Raw genomic sequence first — 20138 nt, 5'->3', positions numbered from 1 at the left:
GCATGCGCCGCGCGCCTGGCCGTTCGCCGCAGCGGCAGGCGCCGTGCGGCCGCGCGACCCGGCGGGCGCCGCACTGCAAAGTCCCCGCCGTTGGTTTACCCTGCCTCGCAGCATCGCGCATTGCCCAGCCCGATCGGCCATCCGGCCGACTTCGTTTCAACCCGCCATTCGGAGACACTATGTACAAGCGTATTCTGGTTGCCGTCGACGGCAGCGACACGTCCCGCCACGCGTTCGATGCCGCGCTGGCGCTTGCGAAAGCGCACGGCGCCGAGCTGCAACCGTTCTACGTCGTCGAGAACGCCGCGATCTACTACAACGTGCCCGGCTACGATCCGTCCGTGCTGCGCGATCAGCTCGTCGCGCAGGGCAACGCACTCGCGCAGGATTTCACGAAGCTGATGCAGGCCGCCGGCGTGAAAGGCGAAACACGGCAGAACGAAGCGACGTCGCTCAACGATGTCTCGTCGTTGATCCTCGACGGTGCAAAGGCGTTCGGCGCCGATCTGCTCGTGCTCGGCACGCATGGCCGCCGCGGCTTCCGCCGCCTCGTGCTCGGCAGCATCGCCGAACAATGCGTGCGGCACGCCACCGTGCCCGTGCTGTTGATCCCCGCGGCCGCGAACGTCGACGAACAGCCCGCCTGAACGGTATCCGGCACGCGCCGCCGGTCGCGACGTTTTGTCACCCGACAGCGTCAACTTGCGGTGGGACAATGATTCCGTCGATCCAACGCCGGAGTAAACGATCATGCTGACGCCCGTCGCCACACGTCCCGCCGCCACGCCGCACACCGGTAGCTGGGCGCCTCGCCAGGCCGCGCACTGCTCGTCGTGCGCAATGCGGCACCTGTGCATGCCGCAGGGCCTGGCACCCGAAGCACTCAGCCGCCTCGAGTCGGTCATCTGCGCGGCACGCCCCGTCAAGCGCGGCGAAGCGCTGTTCCGCGAAGGCGACGCATTCGACAACCTGTACGCGGTGCGCTCGGGTTCGCTGAAAACCGTCGCGACCCGCCACGACGGCCGCGAACAGGTCACGGGCCTGCATCTCGCCGGTGAAGCGCTCGGCCTCGACGGCATCTGCGACGATACCCACCCGCGCACCGCGGTCGCGCTGGAAGACAGCTCCGTCTGCGTGATCCCGTACAGCGCGCTCAAGGCACTGTGCTCGGAAGCCGGCTCGATGCAGCTGCGCATGCACAAGCTGATGAGCGAACAGATCGTGCGCGAAACGTCGCAAACGATGCTGCTCGGTTCGCTGAATGCGGAAGAGCGCGTCGCCGCCTTCCTGCTCGACGTGTCGTCGCGCTACCTGAAGCGCGGCTACTCGCCGTCGGAATTCAACCTGCGGATGACGCGCGAAGACATCGGCAGCTATCTCGGCATGACGCTCGAAACGGTCAGCCGCACGCTGTCGAAGTTCCAGAAGCGCGGCTTGATCGAAATGCAGGGCCGCCACGTGCAGATCGTCGACTTCGACGGCCTGCAGCACGTCTGATCCCGCTCGGCGCGCACGGCTCGCGCGCCGTCGGCATCGCCAGCCGAATCAATCGAGAAACAGCGCGGCGCGCGTCTTCAGCGCCGCGCTGAAATCGTCGAGCCAGCCGATCGACAGGCGCCAGCTCTGCCAGTAGAGATCGATGTCGACGGTGCGCCCGCGCGACATGTCCACGAGCTCACCCGCCGCCAGTTGGCGATCGACCATCCGGTCCGGGCACATCCCCCATCCCAATCCCGTTTCGCATGCGCGCAGATAGCCTGCCACGTGCGGTATCCAGTGCTGCGGCGGATCGAGATCCGCGCGTGTCACGCGCCGGATGAAACGCGCCTGCAGCCCGTCCTTCGGATTGAACATCACGCACGGCGCGCGGCGCAGCGCGTCGCGCGTGATGCCCGCGCTGAAATAGCGGTCGTAAAACGCCGGCGAGCACACCGCGCGATAGCGGATGCGGCCGAGCCGTTCCGACCGGCATCCCTGGATCGGCTCGGCCTGCGCGGTCACGGCGCCCTGCACGCTGCCGTCGCGAATGCGCGACGCCGTGTAATCCTGGTCGTCGATCACGAGGTCGAGCAACGTCTCGCGCTCGGTGCAGAACGGCCCGACCGCATCGATGAACCACGTCGCGACGCTGTCGTCGTTGACGGCCACGCGCAGCGTCGGCCACGCGCTCGCGATCTGGCCCGGCAGCGCCGGCATCCGGCCGCCCAGTTCGGCCTCGAGCAACTGCACGCGTTCGGTATGCCGGCACAGCAGCGCGCCCGACGTCGTCGCGACGCACGGCTGCCCGCGCTTGACGAGCACGCTGCCGACGCGCTCCTCCAGCAGCTTCACGCGCTGCGACACGGCCGACGGCGTGACATTCAGCTCCTTGGCCGCCCGTTCGAACGAACCATGCCGGATCACGGCCGCGAGGGCATCGAGCAACGCGTAGTCGAGCATTAGATTTCCTTAATCCGCATTAGGTGAATTAGCTTCTCTTATCTTCATGCTGCCCGCAGACTAGCGCTACCCGATTCATTCGTCTACTGCCCATCCCGCTGCCCATCATCATGAACTGGCTCGCTTTTTCCCACGGCGCCGCCCTGTGCGGATCGCTCATCGTCACCATCGGCGCGCAGAACGCGTTCGTCCTCCGCCAGGGCATCATGCGCGCGCACGTCGGCAAGATCGTGCTGCTGTGCGCGCTGTCCGACATGATCCTGATCGGCGCGGGCGTCGGCGGCGCATCGGTGCTCGTCGAACGCTATCCGGCCTTCGTCCATGCGGTGCTGTATGTCGGGCTCGCGTATCTCGCCTGGTTCGGCATCAACGCGCTGCGCCGCGCGTTCAAGCCGGGCCACGCCACGCTCGACGTGCGCGGCGACGCGGTCGCGCCGCCGTCGCAGGGCGGGCTCGCGATCGTGCTGATGACGCTCGCGTTCACGTGGCTCAACCCGCACGTGTATCTCGACACGTTCCTGCTGATCGGCACGGCCGGCGCACGCGAACCGGAAGGCGCACGGCTCGCGTTCGCGATCGGTGCGATGACGGTCAGCGTCGTGTGGTTCCTCGGGCTCGGCTACGGCGCGCGCCTGCTGGCGCCGTGGTTCCGCAAGGCCGTCGCGTGGCGCGTGCTGGACGGCGCGATCGGCGGCATGGTGCTGTTTCTCGCGGCGGTGCAGTTGCGCTGACGGCTCCCCCTCGGACGGGCGGCCGACTGCCGCCCGTCCTTCCCACCGCGCCGGCACCCCGCCCGCGCAGCCTGCCTCCTCGTCGCCCCCGCCGCCGTAAAAAATTCGCTCCCGATCGAACGCAGCCGCACGAAACGCTCACGTAACGGACGGCGCATCCGCCATCTGCCGCGAGCCGTCCATCATCGCGGCGACGCACCGGCTGCACGAACCGGAGCGATCGGCGAGAATGTCCGGTGTCCCGCGACAACGGCGGAACCCCATCGCGCACGCCGCCGTCCCGCCGCATTCGTATCGCCCCATCCGCAGTTCAATCCCGTCACCCGCAGTTATCGGAGAGGAACATGGCATACCGCACCCTCGGCACATCGACCATCCAGGTTTCGCCGCTCGCGTTCGGCGGCAACGTCTTCGGCTGGACCGTCGACGAAAGCACGTCGTTTTCGCTGCTCGACGCGCTCGCCGACACCGGCATCAACTTCATCGACACGGCCGACGTCTATTCGGCCTGGGTCCCCGGCAACAGCGGCGGCGAATCGGAAACCATCATCGGCAAGTGGCTCAAGCGCTCCGGCAAGCGCGAGCAGGTCGTGATCGCGACCAAGGTCGGCCTGCTGGCCGCGCGCGCGGGGCTGACGAAGGACAACATCCTGAAAGCCGTCGACGATTCGCTCGGCCGCCTGCAGACCGACTATATCGACCTGTATTTCTCGCATCGCGATCTCGCCGATACGGCCCCGCTCGAGGAGACGCTCGGCGCGTATCAGACGCTGATCGACGCCGGCAAGGTGCGCATCATCGGCGCGTCGAACTACAGCGGCGCGCGCCTGCGCGAAGCCGCCGCGATCAGCCAGCGCGACGGGCTGCCCGCATACCAGGTGATCCAGCCCGAGTACAACCTGATCGACCGCGCCGGCTACGAACGCGATCTCGAGCCGGTCGTGCGCGACCTGAAGCTCGGCGTCGTCAACTACTACGCGCTCGCGAGCGGCTTCCTGTCGGGCAAGTACCGCAGCGAGGCCGACCTGAAGAAGAGCGTGCGCGGGGATCGTGTCGCCGGCTATCTGAACGAACGCGGCCTGCGCATCCTCGCGGCACTCGACGCCGTGTCGGCGAAGCACCGCACGCAGCCGGCCGCGATCGCGCTCGCGTGGCAGATCGCGCGGCCGACGATCACCGCGCCGATCGCCAGCGCGACGTCGCTCGCGCAGCTCGACCTGCTCGGCGAGGCGATCCGCCTGCAACTCGATCAGGACGATATCCGCCAGATCGACGAGGCCAGCGCGCCCTGAGACCCGTCGCGGCAGCAGGCCGGCTGGAGAAGTCGCGCGGTTGCACGGCCGGCCTGTGTCATATGTGCATCCGTTTCGCCGTCCGTGCGGAGGCGGGCAATCGCGGAATGACGGATGGATACAATGGCGAGCATCCCACGCACCCGGACCGCCGATGAACCGCATCCCGCGCCGCGCCCGATTCTCCCGCCCGCTCGCCGCGGCGATCGCCGCGCTGCTCGCCTGCGCGCCGGCCGTGTCCGTCGCCGGCTGGTACGAAATCGCGAACTACACGGGCACGATCGGCCACGCACCCGTTCACGTATCGCTGCAGACCTACGACGCCATCAACCGCAACGACGCAGGCCGCTGGCGCGTCGACGGCAGTTATTACTACGACGCGCACCGCAAGCCGATCCCGTTGCAGGGTCGGCGCACGCCCGACGGCCGCATGACGTTGTGCGAAGCATCGCAGCCCGCGTCGACGGCCGACTCGCCGGTCGTGCCGGCCGCGTCGCCGACGCGGCCGAAGCCTTGCCCGATCGCGCTGAACCTCGCCGGCAAAACGGGGACCGGCACGTGGGACGACGGCCGCAACACCTTCCCGATCACGCTGAACGAAGTCGGACGGCTGAACGACAACGACCAGGATCATCTCCAGCTCGATGGCGTGGTCGATATCCCGATGTGGTATCGCACCAGGACGCACATGCTGGTCGGTGTTTATGCGCTGTCCGACACGTGCGGCATCGCGATGCGGTCGCTGCGCGCCGTGAACATCGCGACCGGCCGCGTCGACCGCACGATCGCGCTCGGCTGCGACGCGGGGATGCTGATGACGTCGATCTACGCGAACGTCACCGACGCACGGCGTGCCGGCTACGTGAGCGTCGCGTTCCGCGGCGGCAAGATGGGTGACGAGCGGGACGTGCCGCTCGGGCTGCCGTCGTCTTCGTCGAAGTGAGCCCGCGCCGGCTGCCCGAAAATCACGGCCGTGTCTTGACTCGTACGGCCGCTTCCGTTGACTCGGCCGGACATCGATCGCGCAACCGCCCGCCGCGCCCCGCTGCAAGCGCGTGACGCGCCGGCCCCGGGTCTTTCACGGATTGACCGCGCCGTTCGACGTGCCCGAGACTGCGCCGCTCGGGCGGTCATTGGGAGAACGTCATGCCGGATACCAGCACGGAGATCGCCACGGTCTCGACGCGCGCCGTACGCGGCGCCGAGCGCGTCGACTTCTGGGTCGACCATGTCGCGCGCACGCTCGTGCGGATCGAATGCAGCGGAAAGTCGTCCGAAGGCATCGATGCGTCGATGCGCACGCGCGATCTCGGGCTGTTCCGCGCATGCGACATCGTCGCGAACCGGCATGCGGTCGTGCGCACGCCGCACAACATCCACACGGATCAGCGCGACGCCATCTTCATCTGCCTGATGCACGCGGGGCAGGGCTATACGTTCCAGGACGTCGACTGCATGCAGCACGCGCCCGGCGACCTCGTGCTGTACGACACGTCGATGCCGTACGGTCACGGCTTTCCGGCCGACATGGCGATGACCGTGCTCGACGTGCCGCGCGACGTGTTCGAGGCGCGCGTCGGCCCGTGGCGCTACCGCAGCCTCGTCAAGATCGATCGCGACGACGGCGTGACGTCGTGGGCCGTGCGGCAGGTGGTCGGGCTGCTCGCCGCGCCGCACGAGCCGACGCCCGACGCGCGCGAACGGCGCGCCGCCGCGCTCCTCGATCTCGTGCAGTCGATGCTGCGGCTGCGCGACGGCGACACGTCGCCGACCAAGTCGACCGTCCACACGCTGTCGCGCGCGAAGGCCTTCATCGACAGCCATCTCGCCGACGACGATCTCGACAGCCAATCGGTGAGCCGTGCGATCAACCTGTCGCCGCGCCAGCTTGCGCGCGTGTTCGAGATCGAAGGGATGCCGCTCACGCGCTACATCCTCGCGCGGCGGCTCGAACGGTGCCGTGCCGACCTGCGCGACCGGTCGCTGAAGCACCTGACGGTCAGCGAAATCGCGTTCCGCTGGGGCTTCAACAACAGCGCGCACTTCAGCCGCAGCTACCGCGCGCGATTCGGCGAGACGCCGAGCGCGTCGCGCGCACCCGCCGACGCGCGCTAGCGCCCGTTCGCGCCGCCACGCGCCGCCGTGTCCGGGCGAGGCAAGCACGGCGGCCGTCCCGGTCAAATGGGGCCGCAACCCGTTCGCTAAGCTGGCTTCCTGCGCGGCGGCACGCGTTCCGCCGCCCGACAACAAGGAGAAGAAGCGGGATGGAGACGTACGACCACATCGTCGTCGGCGGCGGTTCGGCCGGCTGTACGGTCGCGCATCGGCTGGTGACGGCCGGCAGGCGCGTACTGCTGCTCGAGGACGGCCCGAAGGACGACAGCCTGTTCATCCGGATTCCGGCGACGTTCATCCGCGTGCTCGGCACACGGCGCACGGTCACGTTCGAGAGCGAGCCGCAGCCCGGCGCGGCCGGCCGCAAGACCTATGTGCCGCAGGGCCGCACGCTCGGCGGCGGCAGTTCGGTCAACGCAATGCTGTACGTGCGCGGCACACGCGACGACTACGACGACTGGGCCGCGCTCGGCTGCACGGGCTGGAGCTGGGACGACGTGCTGCCCGTGTTCAAGCGCGCCGAATCGCACCTGCGGCTGTCCGAGCCGTTCCACGGCACCGACGGGCCGTTGAAAGTCGGCGACACGCGCTTCCGGCATCCGCTGAGCCTCGCGTTCGTGAAGGCGGCGCAGGAAACCGGCATCGCGTACAACGACGACTTCAACGGCGCCGCGCAGCACGGCGTCGGCTTCTATCACACGACGATCTTCGACGGGCAGCGCGGCAGCACCGCGGCCACCTATCTCGCCGAGGCGCTCGCCCATCCGAACCTGCGCGTGCTGACCGGCTGCCGCGTGACGCGCATCCGGTTCGACGGGCGGCGTGCCGCCGGCGTCGAATGGCGCACCGAAGGCGGCGCAACGGGCGCGGCCGCCGCACGCGCCGACGTCGTGCTCGCGGCCGGCGCGCTGAGCACGCCGAAGCTGCTGATGCTGTCGGGCATCGGGCCCGGCGCGCACCTGCGCGCGCACGGCATCGACGTGCTGCACGACAGCCGTGACGTCGGCGCGAACTATCAGGATCATCTCGAGGTGTCGATCTACGGCCGCAGCCACGCGCCGGTCAGCCTGCTCGGCGAGGATCGCGGGCTGAAGGCGCTGCGGCACGGGCTGCAGTGGATGCTGTGCCGCACGGGCCTGCTGACGTCGAACGTGGTCGAATCGGGCGCGTTCGTCGATACGACGGGCGGCGGCCGCCCGGACATCCAGTTCCACGTGCTGCCGACGCTCGTCGGCGACGTCGACCGCGCGCCGCTGCCCGGCCACGGACTGTCGATCAACCCGTGCCTGCTCAGGCCGCGCTCGCGCGGCTCCGTGCAACTGCGCGGCAACGATCCGGCCGCGCCGATCCTGTTCGACAGCGGTGCGCTGTCGGATCCGGCCGATGTCGACGGCCTCGTGCGCGGTGTCGCGCTCGCGCGGCGGATCATCCGCGCACCGTCGCTCTCGCGCATCGTCCGCGAAGCCGAGACGTTGAGCGACGCGACGCTCGCCGATTACGTGCGGCGCCGCGCGAAAACCGTCTATCACCCGGCCGGCACGTGCCGCATGGGGAACGACGACGAGGCGGTCGTCACGCCGCACCTCAACGTGCGGGGCGTCGACGGATTGCGGATCTGCGATGCCTCGGTGATGCCGCGCATCGTGTCCGGCAACACGAACGCGCCGACGATCATGATCGCGGAGCGCTGCGCCGAGTTCATGCTGGCGGAGTGACGCGGCGCGCGTGCGGCATGCGGCACCGCGCCGAAAGCAAAAGCGGCGCGTGATCCACGCGCCGCCGAACCTGCGAAAGCCGGGCCTCAGCCCCCGGCCGCACGCGCCGCATCGCGCAGCGCCATCGGCGACGCGCCGTAGCGCTCGCGGATCGCGCGGCTGAAGTGCGCCTGGCTCGAAAACCCCCAGCGAAACGCGATCTCGCCGATGCTCGTCTTGCGCAGCCGCGCGTCGGTCAGCTCGCGATGCGCGTGCGACAGCCGCTCCGACCAGATGTGCTGCGTGATCGACTCGCCTTCGGCCGCGAAGAGCCGGCCCAGATGCCGCAGCGACAGCCCGACCGCGTCCGCGACGGCCTGTGGCCCGAGTTCCGGCTCGCCGAGATGCGTCGCGATGTACTGCTTCGCGGTCAGCAGGTACGACAGCGACGCACGCGACGCGCCCGCGCCGTTGACTTCCGTGTCGATGAGTTCCGCGATCAGCGTGCGCGTATGCTCGACGAACCGCGCGGCATCGTGCGCCACCGGATCCTTCATGAAACGCTCGACGCTCGCGCGCAACGTCGCGCCGAGCATCGCGCCCGCGCCCGGTTTCGGCGCGATCCGCAGCGGCAGCGCGGCCAGCTCCGCGTCGAGCCGCTCGTCGAACGACGTGACCGGCATGTCGATCAGCAGCTGCCGCATCGGCGTCAGGAATCCGAACAGATAGGGCACGCGCGTGTCGTAGACGACGACATCGCCGGCTTCCGCGAGCAGGCACCGGTCGCGCTGGATGAAATACGCGCGCCCGCTCAGGATCTGGCACGCGAACAGCGATTCCTTCGGCAACTGGCGCACCAGCGCGGGGCTGCGCTCGATCACGTGATCCTGACCGCTGATGTCGGCGATGCCGAGGCCCGGCAGCGCGATATCGGTCTTCTCGACCTCGAGCCCGGCCGGCGACAGCGACGAGCAGCGCAGCCCGACCAGCGTCGCCGCATTGAACGCATCCCAGTACGCCATCCTGTCGCGCGCCGGCACGTCGGCCGTCGAGCCTCGCGTGCGTGAAAAAACGGTCGAATTCGTCACGTCGCCTCCTGCGGGCGCCCGCCGCGCGGAGCGGCACGGATTGGGGGATGGTTCGTCTGGATTTTGGTGCGATGCAATGTCCGGCGCGGTCAAGCAATTCGTCCAGCCCAGTCAAGAGCGGCGCGCACCGGCTGGCTAAAGTCGAGCCCACGACAACCCATAGAAGGAGACAAACCGTGGTCGACCAAGCCGTATCCGAATTCTGGCAAAACATTCCGGCGATTGCCAATCCGTTCAAGCCCGATGCGCTGCCCGAAGCGTACATCCCGAACGCGGCCACCGACGACGAACGCTATTACGTTCCGTTCACCGAAACGGTTTCGTCCCGGCCGCTGTGGATCTCGCCGTCGCAGAACAAATGGTGCGACATCCTGATGGCCAAGGAAGCCGGGCTCGTGAACCGGCACTATCACCCGCACGAGGTGTTCGCGTACACGCTGTCCGGCAAATGGGGCTATCTGGAACACGAATGGACCGCGACGAAGGGCGACTTCGTGTACGAAACGCCCGGCGAAGGCCACACGCTCGTCGCGTTCGATCACCCCGAGCCGATGCGCGCGTTCTTCATCGTCAAGGGGCCGCTGATCTGGCTCGACGACGAAGGCAACCCCGACGGCTACTTCGACGTGCATTCGTACATCGCGATGTGCAAGGCGCATTACGAGAAGGTCGGCCTCGGCGCGCAAGCGATCGAGAAGCTGTTCCGCTGACGCACGACGAGGCGCCCCATGACATCCCCGTCTTCCTCCCGGTCCCCCTGGACGTACGAGAACAGGCTGCTGCTGATCCTGTTCATGACGTTCGGCTTCGTCTTCTTCGACCGCCTCGCGCTGTCGTTCCTGTTCCCGTTCATGTCGGCCGAGCTGCACCTGACGAACACGCAGCTCGGCATGGTGTCGTCCGCACTGGCGCTCACGTGGGCGCTGTCGGGCGCCGCGACCGGCGCATGGTCCGATGCGCGCGGCACGCGCAAGCCGCTGCTGATCGCCGCCGTGCTCGGCTTTTCCGTGTGCTCGGCACTCTCCGGGCTCGTCGGCGGCTTCGCGAGCCTGATCGCGTTCCGCGCGCTGATGGGCATTGCGGAAGGCCCCGTGCTGCCGCTGTCGCAATCGCTGATGGTCGAAAGCTCGACGCCGAGCCGCCGCGGCTTGAACATGGGCCTGCTGCAGGGTTCGGCCGCCGGCCTGCTCGGCGCGATGATCGGCCCGCCGGTCGTGATCGGCATCGCCACCGCGTACGGCTGGCGCGAGGCGTTCTACGTGTCGTGCATCCCGGGCTTCCTGATCGCGTTCTGCATCTGGCGCTGGGTGCGCGAAGTGCCGCCCGGCGGCGCGCGGCACGTGCAGGCCGACGGCACCGGCGCGCCGGCCGCGAGCGGCGCGGCGATCAACCGCTGGGCGCTGCTGAAGGAACGCAACATCCTGCTCTGCGTGCTGATCAGCTGCTTCTTCCTCACGTGGTTCGTCGTGATCATCTCGTTCGCGCCCGTCTTCCTCGTGGAAAGCCGCCACCTGTCGCCGTCCGACATGGGCATCGTGATGACCTGCCTCGGCGCCGCGTGGGTGTTCTGGGGCTTCGCGGTGCCGGCGATCTCCGACCGGATCGGCCGCAAGCCGACGATGATCGTGTTCGCGCTGATCGCGGCCGTGTGCCCGCTGGTGATGATCCATGTCGGGTCGGTCTGGGCGCTCGGTGCGCTCGTGTTCGTCACCTATACGGGCCTCGGCTGCTTCACGCTGTTCATGGCGACGATCCCGGCCGAAACGGTGCCGCCGCGCGCGATCGCCAGCGCGCTTGGGCTGATCATGGGCGCCGGAGAGCTGATCGGCGGCTTCGTCGCGCCGACTGTCGCAGGCTTTGCCGCGGACAAGTATGGCCTGCAGTTCGCGATGTGGACGTCGGCGACCGGCGCGATCCTCGCGTGCGTGCTGTCGTTCGGCCTCGTCGAAACCGCGCCGGCCGTGCTGCGCAAGCGCGCGCTCGCCGGTGCCGCCGCCAGCCGCCTCGACACGCCAAACCTCGGAGGGCGCTGACATGCGGGCACTCCAATGGCATGGCCCGCGCGACGTCCGTCTCGTCGACATCGACACGCCGCGCGTCGGCCCCGGCGACGTACGAATCGCGATCGCGTATTGCGGGATCTGCGGCAGTGACCTGCACGAATATGCGGACGGCCCCCACGCGATTCCCGTCGACGCGCCGCACCCGCTGTCGCGCCGCACCGCGCCGCTGACGCTCGGCCACGAGTTCTGCGGCACCGTCGTCGAAGTCGGCGAAGGCGTGACGGCGCTGCGCGCGGGCGACCGCGTCGCGGTCGAGCCCGAGTACCGCTGCAGCCAGTGCGCGTACTGTCGCGCCGGGTCGTACAACCTGTGCGTGTCGATGGGCTTCGCCGGGCTGATGGGCGACGGCGGGATGGCCGACTTCGCGGTCGTGCCGGCCTACATGCTGCATCGCCTGCCCGACGGCGTGAGCCTCGAGCAGGCCGCCGTGATGGAGCCGGCCGCCGTCGCGCTGCATGCGCTGCGGCGCGGCGCACTGCGGCTCGGCGAGACCTGCGCGGTGTTCGGGCTCGGACCGATCGGCCTGCTGCTGATCATGCTCGCGAAGCTGCAGGGTGCGACGACGATCGTGGCCGTCGACGTGTCGCCCGAGCGGCTCGCGGCCGCCACGCGCGTGGGCGCGACGCATGCGTTCGACGCGCGTGCGCTCGACGCCGGCACGTTGCAGGATGCAATCCGCACGGCGACAGGCGGGCTCGGCGTCGATGCGAGTTTCGAGGCGGCCGGGCTGCCGGCCACGTTCGAGTCGGCGATGCAGGCGCTACGCAAGGGCGGCCGCCTCGTGATGGTCGGCCTGATGCCGCATGCGGGCTTCGACGCGTTCCGCGCGGTCAACGACGAGCTGACGTTCACCGCGAGCGTCGGTTACCGACACGCGTACGAAGACCTGCTGCGCATCGTCGCGTCGGGCGCGCTCGATCTCACGTCGATCGTCACGCGCACGGTGTCGCTCGAGGACGCCGTCGCCGACGGCTTCGATGCGCTGCTCGCCGACCGCACGCAGATCAAGATCCTCGTTTCACCCGCGCAACGGCCCGCCCGTCGCGCCCAACTCACCGGGAGTGCCGAGCATGAGTCGTCAGTGGGCGTTTGAAGGCCAGTCCGTCGTCGTGACGGGCGGCACGTCGGGCATCGGCGCGCGCACCGCGTTGCGGTTCGCGCAAGCCGGCGCGTCGGTCGTCGCACTCGGGCTCGACGCCGCCGGCCCGCATGCGCCCGTGCATGCGGGCATCCGCTGCGTGGCGCTCGACGTGACCGACAGCGATGCGCTCGCGCGTACGATCGCGGCGCTGCCGCGGCTCGACGTGCTCGTCAACGGCGTCGGCATCAGCCGGCACGCGGACGAATACCGGATGGACCAGTTCGAGCTCGTGCTGAACGTGAACCTGACGTCGGTGATGCGCGCGTCCGACGCCGCCCGGCCGGCGCTGTCGGCACACGGCGGCAGCATCGTCAATATCGCGTCGATGTACACGTACTTCGGCAGCAAGGACCGGCCCGCGTACAGCGCGAGCAAGGGCGGCATCGCGCAGCTCACGCGCTCGCTCGCGCAGGCGTGGGCCGATCGCGGCATCCGCGTGAACGCGGTCGCGCCCGGCTGGATCGACACGCCGCTCAGTACCGGCCTGAAGGCCGACGCGCAGGCGTCGCGCCGCATCCTCGAGCGCACGCCGCTCGGTCGCTGGGGCACGGCCGACGAGGTCGCGGAAGTGATCCTGTTCCTCTGCTCGCCCGGCGCGTCGTTCGTGACCGGCGCGGTCGTGCCGGTGGACGGCGGGTACTCGACGGTCTAGCGCTCGGCGCGCGGGACATCGGCGGATTCGCGAAACCCGCCGATGCCCGTCGCGCGACCGGCTCCCTTCCGTTGCCGCCGAACCGGGATTCTCCCGGTTCGGGTTTGTTCATATCAATCAGTAGTCCGATCAAAAAATATCCGATCCGATCGGAAACATGTGAGGAGCACATTGGAGATGACGAAAAAGACCTTACTGGCACTCGCGGCCTGCACGCTTCCGGCTGCGGCGTTTGCACAGAGCAGCGTGACGATGTTCGGGCTGATGGACGCCGGCATCAGCTATGTCAGCAATCAAGGCGGCCACGGCGCCGCGAAATTCGACGACAACATCTTCTTTCCGAACCTGCTCGGCTTCGAGGGCAAGGAGGATCTCGGTGCGGGCACGCGCGCGATCTTCCGGCTCGTGAACCAGTATTCGCTCGGCAACGGCTCGATCATCGGCGGCGGGCTGTTCGCGCGCACCGCCTACGTCGGGCTGCAGAACGACCGGTACGGCACGCTGACGCTGGGCAACCAGTACGAGTTCATGGTCGATTCGCTGGCCGCCAGCGGCAACGAGATCGCGCAGGATCTCGTCGGCCTGTACGGCTTCCGCAACGGACCGTTCGACAAGCTCGCGCTGCCGAACAACCCGACGGGCGCGTTCGACTGGGACCGCGTCGCGGGCAGCAATCGCGTCGCGAATTCGGTCAAGTACACGAGCCCGTCGCTGTCGGGCCTGACCTTCGGTGCGCTGTACGGCTTCGGGAACGTCGCGGGGTCGATCGGCGCGAACAACACGGTCAGCGTCGGTGCGAGCTACGACAACGGCCCGTTCGGCGCGGGCGCGGCCTATACGAACCAGAAATACGGCGCCGTCGGCGGACTGCCGCCCACCAGCGTGCGCAACTGGGGCGCGGGCCTGCATTACACGGTCGGCACGGTCACGGGGAAGGCGCTCTTCACGACCGTGCACAACGCACAGAACGGCGCGGGCGCATGGTCGGCCGAAGCCGGTGCCGCATGGCACCCGTCGCCCGCCTGGGTCGTCGGCGCGAGCTATACCTACATGAAGGGCAACGACACGCTCGACAACGCGCATGCGCATCAATTCCTGGCCGCCGTCCAGTACTGGCTGTCGAAGCGCACGATGGTGTATGTCGCCGGCGTGCATCAGCGCACCGGCCACGGCAGCAACGCGCAGATCAACGGCGTGATGGATGCGGACGGCGCATCGAGCGGCGCCCGGCAGTCGATCGCGCGGATCGGGTTCAGTACGCGGTTCTGACAGCGGGGGCTGGAGGGGGGGAAGCTGCCCCTTCCGTCTGCCGTGAAAATACGGTGCAACGGCAAGCGACGCATGCATCGGGAATAAATCCGGCCCGGTCCCGGTACATCGGGTGTCGCCACGCCGTTCGCTGCGCCGGACGCGCGGGTGCGCGGCACCCTACCCGAATCTGCGAGACCGCTCATGTCACAGCCCAACCACGCCGCCTACGCACGCTTCGCGATCGCCATGCACGGGTCGATCGCGATCCTGATCCTGTTGAACCTCTCGATCGGGCTCTACATGGATACGTTTCCGCACAACTCGCCGCAGTTCAACGGCATCCTGTTCTATCACGCGTCGATCGGCAGCCTGATCTTCATGCTGACCGTGCCGCGCCTCGCCTGGCGCGCGACGCACACCCCGCCGCCGCTGCCGGACAACGTCCCGGCCTGGCAGGCGCGGATCGCCGGTGCGTTGCACGGCGTGCTGTACCTGCTGCTGCTTCTCGTGCCGCTGACCGGCTACGTGCACCGCCTCGCCGGTGCGCACGCGGTCAGCTTCTTCGGCATCACGGACCTGCCGATGCTCGTCGGCCGCGACGAACCGTTGCGACTCCTGACCGATACGCTGCATCGCGCGCTGGTGCTGACGCTCGGCCTGCTGCTGGCCCTGCACGTCGGCGCCGCGATGAAGCACAAGTTCGTGGATCGCGACGGGGTGGCGGAGCGGATGGGCATCTGAAGGAAACGGGCACACGCGCCGGCCCGCGGCGCGTCGTTCGGCTGCCGCTCACCGCGCACCGCAGCGATTCCGGTGGACGATCTCGGGATCGACGCTCACGCGCCCCGGCGAAATCCGCATCATCACCAGCTTGGCATCGCCGCCCGGCGTCGACCACAGGCTCACCTGCGTCAGGTCGGTCCCGTTCGACGACCTCAGCCAGCGCACCATGCGGACCTGATCGGGAAAGCAGGTCGTCGCGCCTTCGTTGTCTTCGACGATGGTCCCGTACGCTTTCAGCGTCGCACGCATCGCGTCGACGGCCTGCGCGCGTGATACGGTCGCGCGCATCGCGTCGGCCGCGTCGTCGTAGATCGCGTCGAACGCCTGCGCGTTGAAGCGCTGCACGACCAACGCTTCCGCCCGAAGCGCGGCCTGCCTGTCGTCGGCGTAGTAGCCGAAGTGGATGCGCAGGCCGAGCGCGAACCATGCGACGCCCGCCAGCGCAACCAGCGCCAGCGCGACCTGCCACGTACGGTTCGCGGCTTTCGATCCCATGGTCGGCGACCTCCTACGAGACATCGGCGCCGTCGTGCATGTCACACGGCGCCGCACCGGTAGTCAACACGCGCGAATCCTCGATGCGCTGCCTGGCCTCGGCGACGATACGCAACGATTCGCGGACGAATGCGTCATCCGCGGCCGCCTCGAGCAGCAGCGCGTCGGCGCGTTGACGCCGGTCTTGGCGTGGATTGTGCGGCAGGATGAACGTCATTCGAATTTTCCAGGGCGCGGAAAGCGAGAGCCGCTTCTCAAGCGCGCTCGTCCGGGCGAGCGCGCCGATTGTCGCCACTGAGTGCACGGACCACAACACACCGGCATCGGAATTGACCATTGTTGACATGGGCGACGGTGCGCGAGGTCATCGCGCGATGCACGGCGTCCCCTTCGCAGACCCAATCCAACCCCAAATAAATCCCCTTGACGCCCTATCTTTCGATATATATCTTTAGATATGTTTTTCGACATATAGGACAAGACCATGCGACACAATCACTTCCGCGGCCATGACCGTTGCGACGGTCATGGTGCGCATGCCCGCCCCGACTGGTTCGCCGGTCTCTGGTACGCGATCGGCCGCCACCGCCGCGGCCACGACATGTTCGGTGGCGGCCCGTTCGGCGGCCGGGGCGGCCGGGGCGGCTTTGGCGATTTCGGCGACGACGGTATGCCGCGCGGCCGCCAGTTCAACTCGGACGATCTCCAGTTGCTGCTGCTCGCGCTGGTCGCCGAACAGCCGAGCCACGGCTACGAGCTGATCAAGGCGCTCGACACGCGTTCCAACGGTTTCTACAGCCCGAGCCCCGGCATGGTGTATCCGGCGCTCACGTATCTGGAAGAAGTCGGCTTCGTCGCATCGCAGGCGGAAGGCAACCGCAAACGCTATGCGCTGACCGACGCCGGCCGCGCGCATCTCGATGCACAGCGCGAACGCGTCGACACGCTGTTCGCTCGCCTCACGCACCTCGCACGCAAGATGGAATTCATGCGCCGCGCGTTCGCCGGGGAATCGGCGGGCAACGAAGCACCGGACGAATCGCAGGCCGGCTGGCTGCCGGAGTTCGTCGAGGCGCGCCTCGCGCTCAAGCGGGCGCTGCTGCACAAGAGCGCAGCCGACGCCGACGAACAACGCCGCATCGCGGCCATCATGCGCCGTGCGACGGCCGAAATCGAAGGCGGCTCCGGCGCGTGATCCGCGCCGCCCCGTCAAACCTCAAGGAGAACGGATTGATGCAGAACACATCCGAACGCACCGTGACCCGCGTGCGCCATACCCTCAAATTCCGCCTGCTGCAGGTCCTGCGCGTGCGTGCCGTGACGCCGCACCTGCTGCGCGTCACGCTCGGCGGCCCCGATCTCGCGGATTTCGAGTCCGCGTCGTTCGACGATCACGTGAAGGTGTTTTTCCCCCCGCCCGGTGCGGAACGGCCCGCGATGCCGACGCTCGGCGCGAACGGCCCCGAGTTTCCGGAAGGCGAACCGAAGCCGGTCGCGCGCGACTTCACGCCGCGCCGCTTCGATCGCGCCGCCCGCGAGCTCGATCTGGAATTCGTGCTGAACCATCCGGGCCCCGCGTCGCAATGGGCCGCGCAGGCACGTGTCGGCCAATGGCTCGGCATCGGCGGCCCGCGCGGTTCGTTCGTCATCCCGACCGGTTTCGACTGGCATCTGCTGATCGGCGACGATACGGCGCTGCCGGCCGTCGCGCGGCGTCTCGAGGAATTGCCAGCCGGTGCGCGTGCGGCCGTCGTGCTGGAAGTCGCCGATCGTGCCGCGCAAATCTCGTTCGACACGCGCGCCGACGTGCATGAAGTCTGGCGCTTCCGCGCCGAAGCCGACGCGGCGAACGGCGATGCGCTGTTGGATGCCGTCCGCGACCTGCCGTTGCCGTCGTCCGGCGACGGCTACGTGTGGGCGGCCGGCGAAGCGCTGTCGATGCGGGCGGTCCGCCAGCACCTGACCGGCGAGCGCGGCGTCGACAAGTCGCGCATCCGCGCGGCGGCCTACTGGAAGCGCGGCGCGGCGGCCGTGCACGAAACGCTGGAAGACTGACGGGGCGGGTACCCGGTAAACGGGCGCCCGGTCGGCCGGCGGATGACACAATCGTAGCGTCCGCGCACCAGCGGGCTTGGCACCGGTATCGCGGCTGGTATATATCTGTATCTGCGACGCCGCTGTCAGGCGACAGCCGCCGCAGCCCGCCCAGGAGCGCCCGGTCATGACAAAAGAAAGCCACGCTTCGCCTTTCCTTCGCCACCTGAAGATCGTCGGCTATTGCGGCCTCGCCGCGGTAGTGCTCGCGCTGTTCGTCGCGATGTGCGCGATCCTGAAGGAAAGCGCCCTCGAGCGCGATGCCGCTCAGCACCCGACCGATACGTCCGAACTGCACGATGCGGGCGGCGGCCCGTCCGCCTCGGCCGATTCGGCCAAGACACCCGGCTGACGGCGTCCTGCCCGATTTCCGTTCATTCAGGGCGCGTGCCGGCGCCCCATCACGACCGCGTGTACCGAATCGCCGATCCGTTCGAGCAGCGCGATCGCGCGTTGCCCGCACAGGTGCGCGGCCAACGCGCCGGCCGTACCGACCAGCACGCCGCCTGCCATGTCGAACGGCCAGTGCACACCCGCATACACGCGCCCCCATGCAATCACCACGGCCAGCGCGGCCATCACGAACCCGGTGACGCGGGTCGTGCCGCCGAGCATCAGGCCGACCGCCATGCTCCACGCAAACGTCATGTGATCGCTCGGAAACGAGCTGTCCGGCGCGTGCGGAATCAGTTGCGTGCCGACGCCGGCCATGAACGGGCGCGGCGAGAACCAGACATGCCCGATCGCTTGCGCGAACACGAGCGCCACGCACACGCCGACGCCGGCTTCGATCGCCTGGCGTCGTGTCGGGCGCGCGCCGAAGATCCAGGTGAGCAGCAGCATCGCCGGCAGCACATAGACCAGCCAGTCGGCAGCGAAGATCGCGAGGCGGGCGACGCCCGGCTGCGGCGCAACCCCGGCGTTGACGGCGGAAAAGAGGGTGAGATTGAGGTTCTGCATGAATCCGGTTGCGTGGGGCAAAAAAAACGACCGGTTGCCCGGCCTGATACGAACGATGCTAGGGCGCGCCCGCTTAAGCGATGCTTAATGCGTTCGCCGCCGGGGCGAAGGCCGCCGCGGCGAACGCACTTAGAGCATGCACCGCAACACAAGTTCACACAATTGTCATATTCCCGCGCGACCGTCTCCCGCAAAGGCTCACCTTTTTCACATCGTGGTGTCATCGGCGCGTGCGACCATCGGACCGCCGGGCGCCTTCCCCGCCGTTGGTATCGTTCATCTCAATATTTACGCCGCAAATCATTCGAAATCGGCAACAATTAATTCCAGATGCGGCATCGCACAACGGCAACGCACAGGCATACGATTACGAGCACTCATCCACGAAGCGATCAACAACAAGGAGTCCGCATGAAAGCCAGCGATGTCCGATCGAAAGCGTTTGCGATGCCGTTGACCAGCCCTGCCTTCCCGATGGGTCCGTACCGTTTCGTCGATCGTGAGTTTCTGATCATCACGTATCGCACCGATCCGGACCGTCTCCGTGAAATTGTCCCCGAGCCGCTGCAGGTTACCGAGCCGCTCGTGCATTACGAATTCATTCGCATGGCCGATTCGACCGGTTTCGGCGACTACACCGAAAGCGGCCAGGTCATCCCCGTCGAATACAACGGCCAGCCGGGCGGCTATACGCTCGCGATGTATCTCGACGATCACCCGCCGATCGCCGGCGGCCGCGAGCTGTGGGGCTTCCCGAAGAAGCTCGCGTCGCCCACGCTGCACGTGAACACCGATCACATCCTCGGCACGCTCGACTACGGCAAGGTGCGCGTCGCCACCGGCACGATGGGCTACAAGCACAAGGAACTCGACATCGACGAGCAGACGAAGCGGCTCGCCGGCCCCAATTTCCTGCTGAAGATCATCCCGCACGTCGACGGCACCGCGCGCGTCTGCGAACTCGTGCGCTATTACATGCAGGACATCAAGATGAAGGGCGCGTGGACGGGCCCCGCGTCGCTCGAACTGGCGCCGCATGCGCTTGCGCCCGTGGCCGACCTGCCCGTGCTCGAAATCGTCGAGGCCCGGCACCTGGTCGCCGATTTGACGCTGGGCCTCGGCGAAGTCGTCTACGATTACCTGGCCAAGTAACACGTCCGCAGTCCTTTCTCCCTGTCAAACCTTTCATCACGGGAATTCGAACATGAGCAACCTGAATGGCAAGACCGCAGTCGTCACGGGCGCCGCGAGCGGCATCGGCAAGGAAATCGCCCTCGAGCTCGCCAAGGCGGGCGCGGCCGTCGCGATCGCCGACCTGAACCAGGACGGCGCGAACGCGG

At 68.1% G+C, this 20138-nt stretch carries 23 protein-coding genes; 18 read left to right on the top strand and 5 right to left on the bottom strand.

What is annotated here, in order from left to right:
* Positions 1–179 precede the first annotated feature (179 nt).
* Both G3N62_RS27845 and fnr read left to right on the top strand, forming a co-directional pair.
* Positions 180–647 (top strand): universal stress protein, encoded by a 468-nt coding sequence (locus G3N62_RS27845; protein ID WP_034189755.1) that lies wholly within the window; start codon positions 180–182, stop codon positions 645–647.
* A gap of 103 nt (positions 648–750) precedes the next feature.
* On the top strand, positions 751–1497 hold the full coding sequence (gene fnr, locus G3N62_RS27840; RefSeq protein ID WP_034189756.1) for a fumarate/nitrate reduction transcriptional regulator Fnr: 747 nt from the start codon (positions 751–753) through the stop codon (positions 1495–1497).
* Positions 1498–1545: 48 nt separating this feature from the next.
* On the opposite strand, the gene G3N62_RS27835 is transcribed toward fnr, so the two are convergent.
* A complete protein-coding gene (locus G3N62_RS27835) occupies positions 1546–2439 on the bottom strand; it encodes a LysR family transcriptional regulator ArgP (protein ID WP_034189757.1) in 894 nt (297 codons plus the stop codon).
* A gap of 110 nt (positions 2440–2549) precedes the next feature.
* Between G3N62_RS27835 and G3N62_RS27830 the strand changes: the two genes are divergently transcribed.
* The 5 genes from G3N62_RS27830 (at position 2550) to G3N62_RS27810 (ending at position 8292) form a co-directional block, all read left to right on the top strand.
* A complete protein-coding gene (locus tag G3N62_RS27830; protein WP_069705957.1) occupies positions 2550–3170 on the top strand; it encodes a LysE/ArgO family amino acid transporter in 621 nt (206 codons plus the stop codon).
* Between the two features lie 344 nt (positions 3171–3514).
* Entirely contained in the window at positions 3515–4462 is a 948-nt protein-coding gene (locus G3N62_RS27825) for an aldo/keto reductase (protein ID WP_069705958.1), read from the top strand.
* Positions 4463–4616: 154 nt separating this feature from the next.
* Positions 4617–5405 (top strand): hypothetical protein, encoded by a 789-nt coding sequence (locus G3N62_RS27820; protein WP_185733140.1) that lies wholly within the window; start codon positions 4617–4619, stop codon positions 5403–5405.
* 203 nt (positions 5406–5608) lie between these two features.
* Positions 5609–6577: a helix-turn-helix domain-containing protein gene (locus G3N62_RS27815; protein ID WP_034189760.1), complete on the top strand. Its 969-nt coding sequence runs from the start codon at positions 5609–5611 to the stop codon at positions 6575–6577.
* 149 nt (positions 6578–6726) lie between these two features.
* On the top strand, positions 6727–8292 hold the full coding sequence (locus tag G3N62_RS27810) for a GMC family oxidoreductase N-terminal domain-containing protein (protein ID WP_034189761.1): 1566 nt from the start codon (positions 6727–6729) through the stop codon (positions 8290–8292).
* A gap of 86 nt (positions 8293–8378) precedes the next feature.
* Here G3N62_RS27810 and G3N62_RS27805 read toward each other — a convergent pair whose 3' ends face one another.
* Entirely contained in the window at positions 8379–9359 is a 981-nt protein-coding gene (locus tag G3N62_RS27805) for a helix-turn-helix domain-containing protein (RefSeq protein ID WP_034189762.1), read from the bottom strand.
* A gap of 176 nt (positions 9360–9535) precedes the next feature.
* Here G3N62_RS27805 and G3N62_RS27800 point away from each other — a divergent pair, with 176 nt between their 5' ends.
* From G3N62_RS27800 to G3N62_RS27775, 6 genes are all read left to right on the top strand, one after another.
* Positions 9536–10069 carry a 2,4'-dihydroxyacetophenone dioxygenase family protein gene (locus tag G3N62_RS27800; RefSeq protein WP_034189763.1) on the top strand — a complete coding sequence of 178 codons (534 nt, stop codon included), beginning with the start codon at positions 9536–9538 and terminating at the stop codon, positions 10067–10069.
* A gap of 18 nt (positions 10070–10087) precedes the next feature.
* Positions 10088–11392: an MFS transporter gene (locus G3N62_RS27795; protein WP_034189764.1), complete on the top strand. Its 1305-nt coding sequence runs from the start codon at positions 10088–10090 to the stop codon at positions 11390–11392.
* 1 nt (position 11393) lies between these two features.
* A complete protein-coding gene (locus G3N62_RS27790; RefSeq protein WP_049030296.1) occupies positions 11394–12515 on the top strand; it encodes a 2,3-butanediol dehydrogenase in 1122 nt (373 codons plus the stop codon).
* The gene (locus G3N62_RS27785; protein ID WP_034189766.1) at positions 12493–13215 is read left to right on the top strand and encodes an SDR family oxidoreductase; all 723 of its coding nucleotides are present in this window, start codon (positions 12493–12495) and stop codon (positions 13213–13215) included. The genes G3N62_RS27790 and G3N62_RS27785 overlap by 23 nt, the downstream gene beginning before the upstream one ends.
* Before the next feature lie 177 nt (positions 13216–13392).
* Complete coding sequence (locus tag G3N62_RS27780; RefSeq protein WP_034189767.1) at positions 13393–14484, top strand: porin; 1092 nt, start codon at positions 13393–13395, stop codon at positions 14482–14484.
* Positions 14485–14667: 183 nt separating this feature from the next.
* Positions 14668–15207 (top strand): cytochrome b/b6 domain-containing protein, encoded by a 540-nt coding sequence (locus G3N62_RS27775; protein WP_034189768.1) that lies wholly within the window; start codon positions 14668–14670, stop codon positions 15205–15207.
* A gap of 48 nt (positions 15208–15255) precedes the next feature.
* On the opposite strand, the gene G3N62_RS27770 is transcribed toward G3N62_RS27775, so the two are convergent.
* The gene (locus G3N62_RS27770; RefSeq protein WP_124671232.1) at positions 15256–15744 is read right to left on the bottom strand and encodes a hypothetical protein; all 489 of its coding nucleotides are present in this window, start codon (positions 15742–15744) and stop codon (positions 15256–15258) included.
* Between the two features lie 13 nt (positions 15745–15757).
* Positions 15758–16081: a hypothetical protein gene (locus G3N62_RS27765; RefSeq protein ID WP_206141356.1), complete on the bottom strand. Its 324-nt coding sequence runs from the start codon at positions 16079–16081 to the stop codon at positions 15758–15760.
* A gap of 147 nt (positions 16082–16228) precedes the next feature.
* On the opposite strand from G3N62_RS27765, the gene G3N62_RS27760 reads away from it, so the two are divergent.
* The 3 genes from G3N62_RS27760 to G3N62_RS27750 all read left to right on the top strand — a co-directional run bounded on the left by G3N62_RS27760 (position 16229) and on the right by G3N62_RS27750 (position 18190).
* A complete protein-coding gene (locus tag G3N62_RS27760; RefSeq protein WP_124671233.1) occupies positions 16229–16939 on the top strand; it encodes a PadR family transcriptional regulator in 711 nt (236 codons plus the stop codon).
* Between the two features lie 38 nt (positions 16940–16977).
* The gene (locus G3N62_RS27755; RefSeq protein WP_185733141.1) at positions 16978–17799 is read left to right on the top strand and encodes a siderophore-interacting protein; all 822 of its coding nucleotides are present in this window, start codon (positions 16978–16980) and stop codon (positions 17797–17799) included.
* Positions 17800–17965: 166 nt separating this feature from the next.
* The gene (locus G3N62_RS27750; protein ID WP_034189771.1) at positions 17966–18190 is read left to right on the top strand and encodes a hypothetical protein; all 225 of its coding nucleotides are present in this window, start codon (positions 17966–17968) and stop codon (positions 18188–18190) included.
* A 26-nt stretch (positions 18191–18216) separates the two neighbouring features.
* On the opposite strand, the gene G3N62_RS27745 is transcribed toward G3N62_RS27750, so the two are convergent.
* Positions 18217–18798, bottom strand: a complete 582-nt coding sequence (locus G3N62_RS27745; protein ID WP_124671235.1) for an undecaprenyl-diphosphatase — start codon at positions 18796–18798, stop codon at positions 18217–18219.
* A 411-nt stretch (positions 18799–19209) separates the two neighbouring features.
* Here G3N62_RS27745 and G3N62_RS27740 point away from each other — a divergent pair, with 411 nt between their 5' ends.
* Together G3N62_RS27740 and G3N62_RS27735 are read left to right on the top strand one after the other, a co-directional pair.
* A complete protein-coding gene (locus G3N62_RS27740) occupies positions 19210–19950 on the top strand; it encodes an acetoacetate decarboxylase (protein WP_034189773.1) in 741 nt (246 codons plus the stop codon).
* Positions 19951–20002: 52 nt separating this feature from the next.
* On the top strand, positions 20003–20138 hold a 136-nt coding region (locus tag G3N62_RS27735), incomplete at its 3' end, for an SDR family NAD(P)-dependent oxidoreductase (protein ID WP_134319863.1).

Source organism: Burkholderia sp. Tr-20355 (assembly GCF_017104685.1).
In the GTDB taxonomy this organism is placed as follows: domain Bacteria; phylum Pseudomonadota; class Gammaproteobacteria; order Burkholderiales; family Burkholderiaceae; genus Burkholderia; species Burkholderia seminalis.
This window is presented reverse-complemented; position numbering and strand designations above follow the sequence as displayed.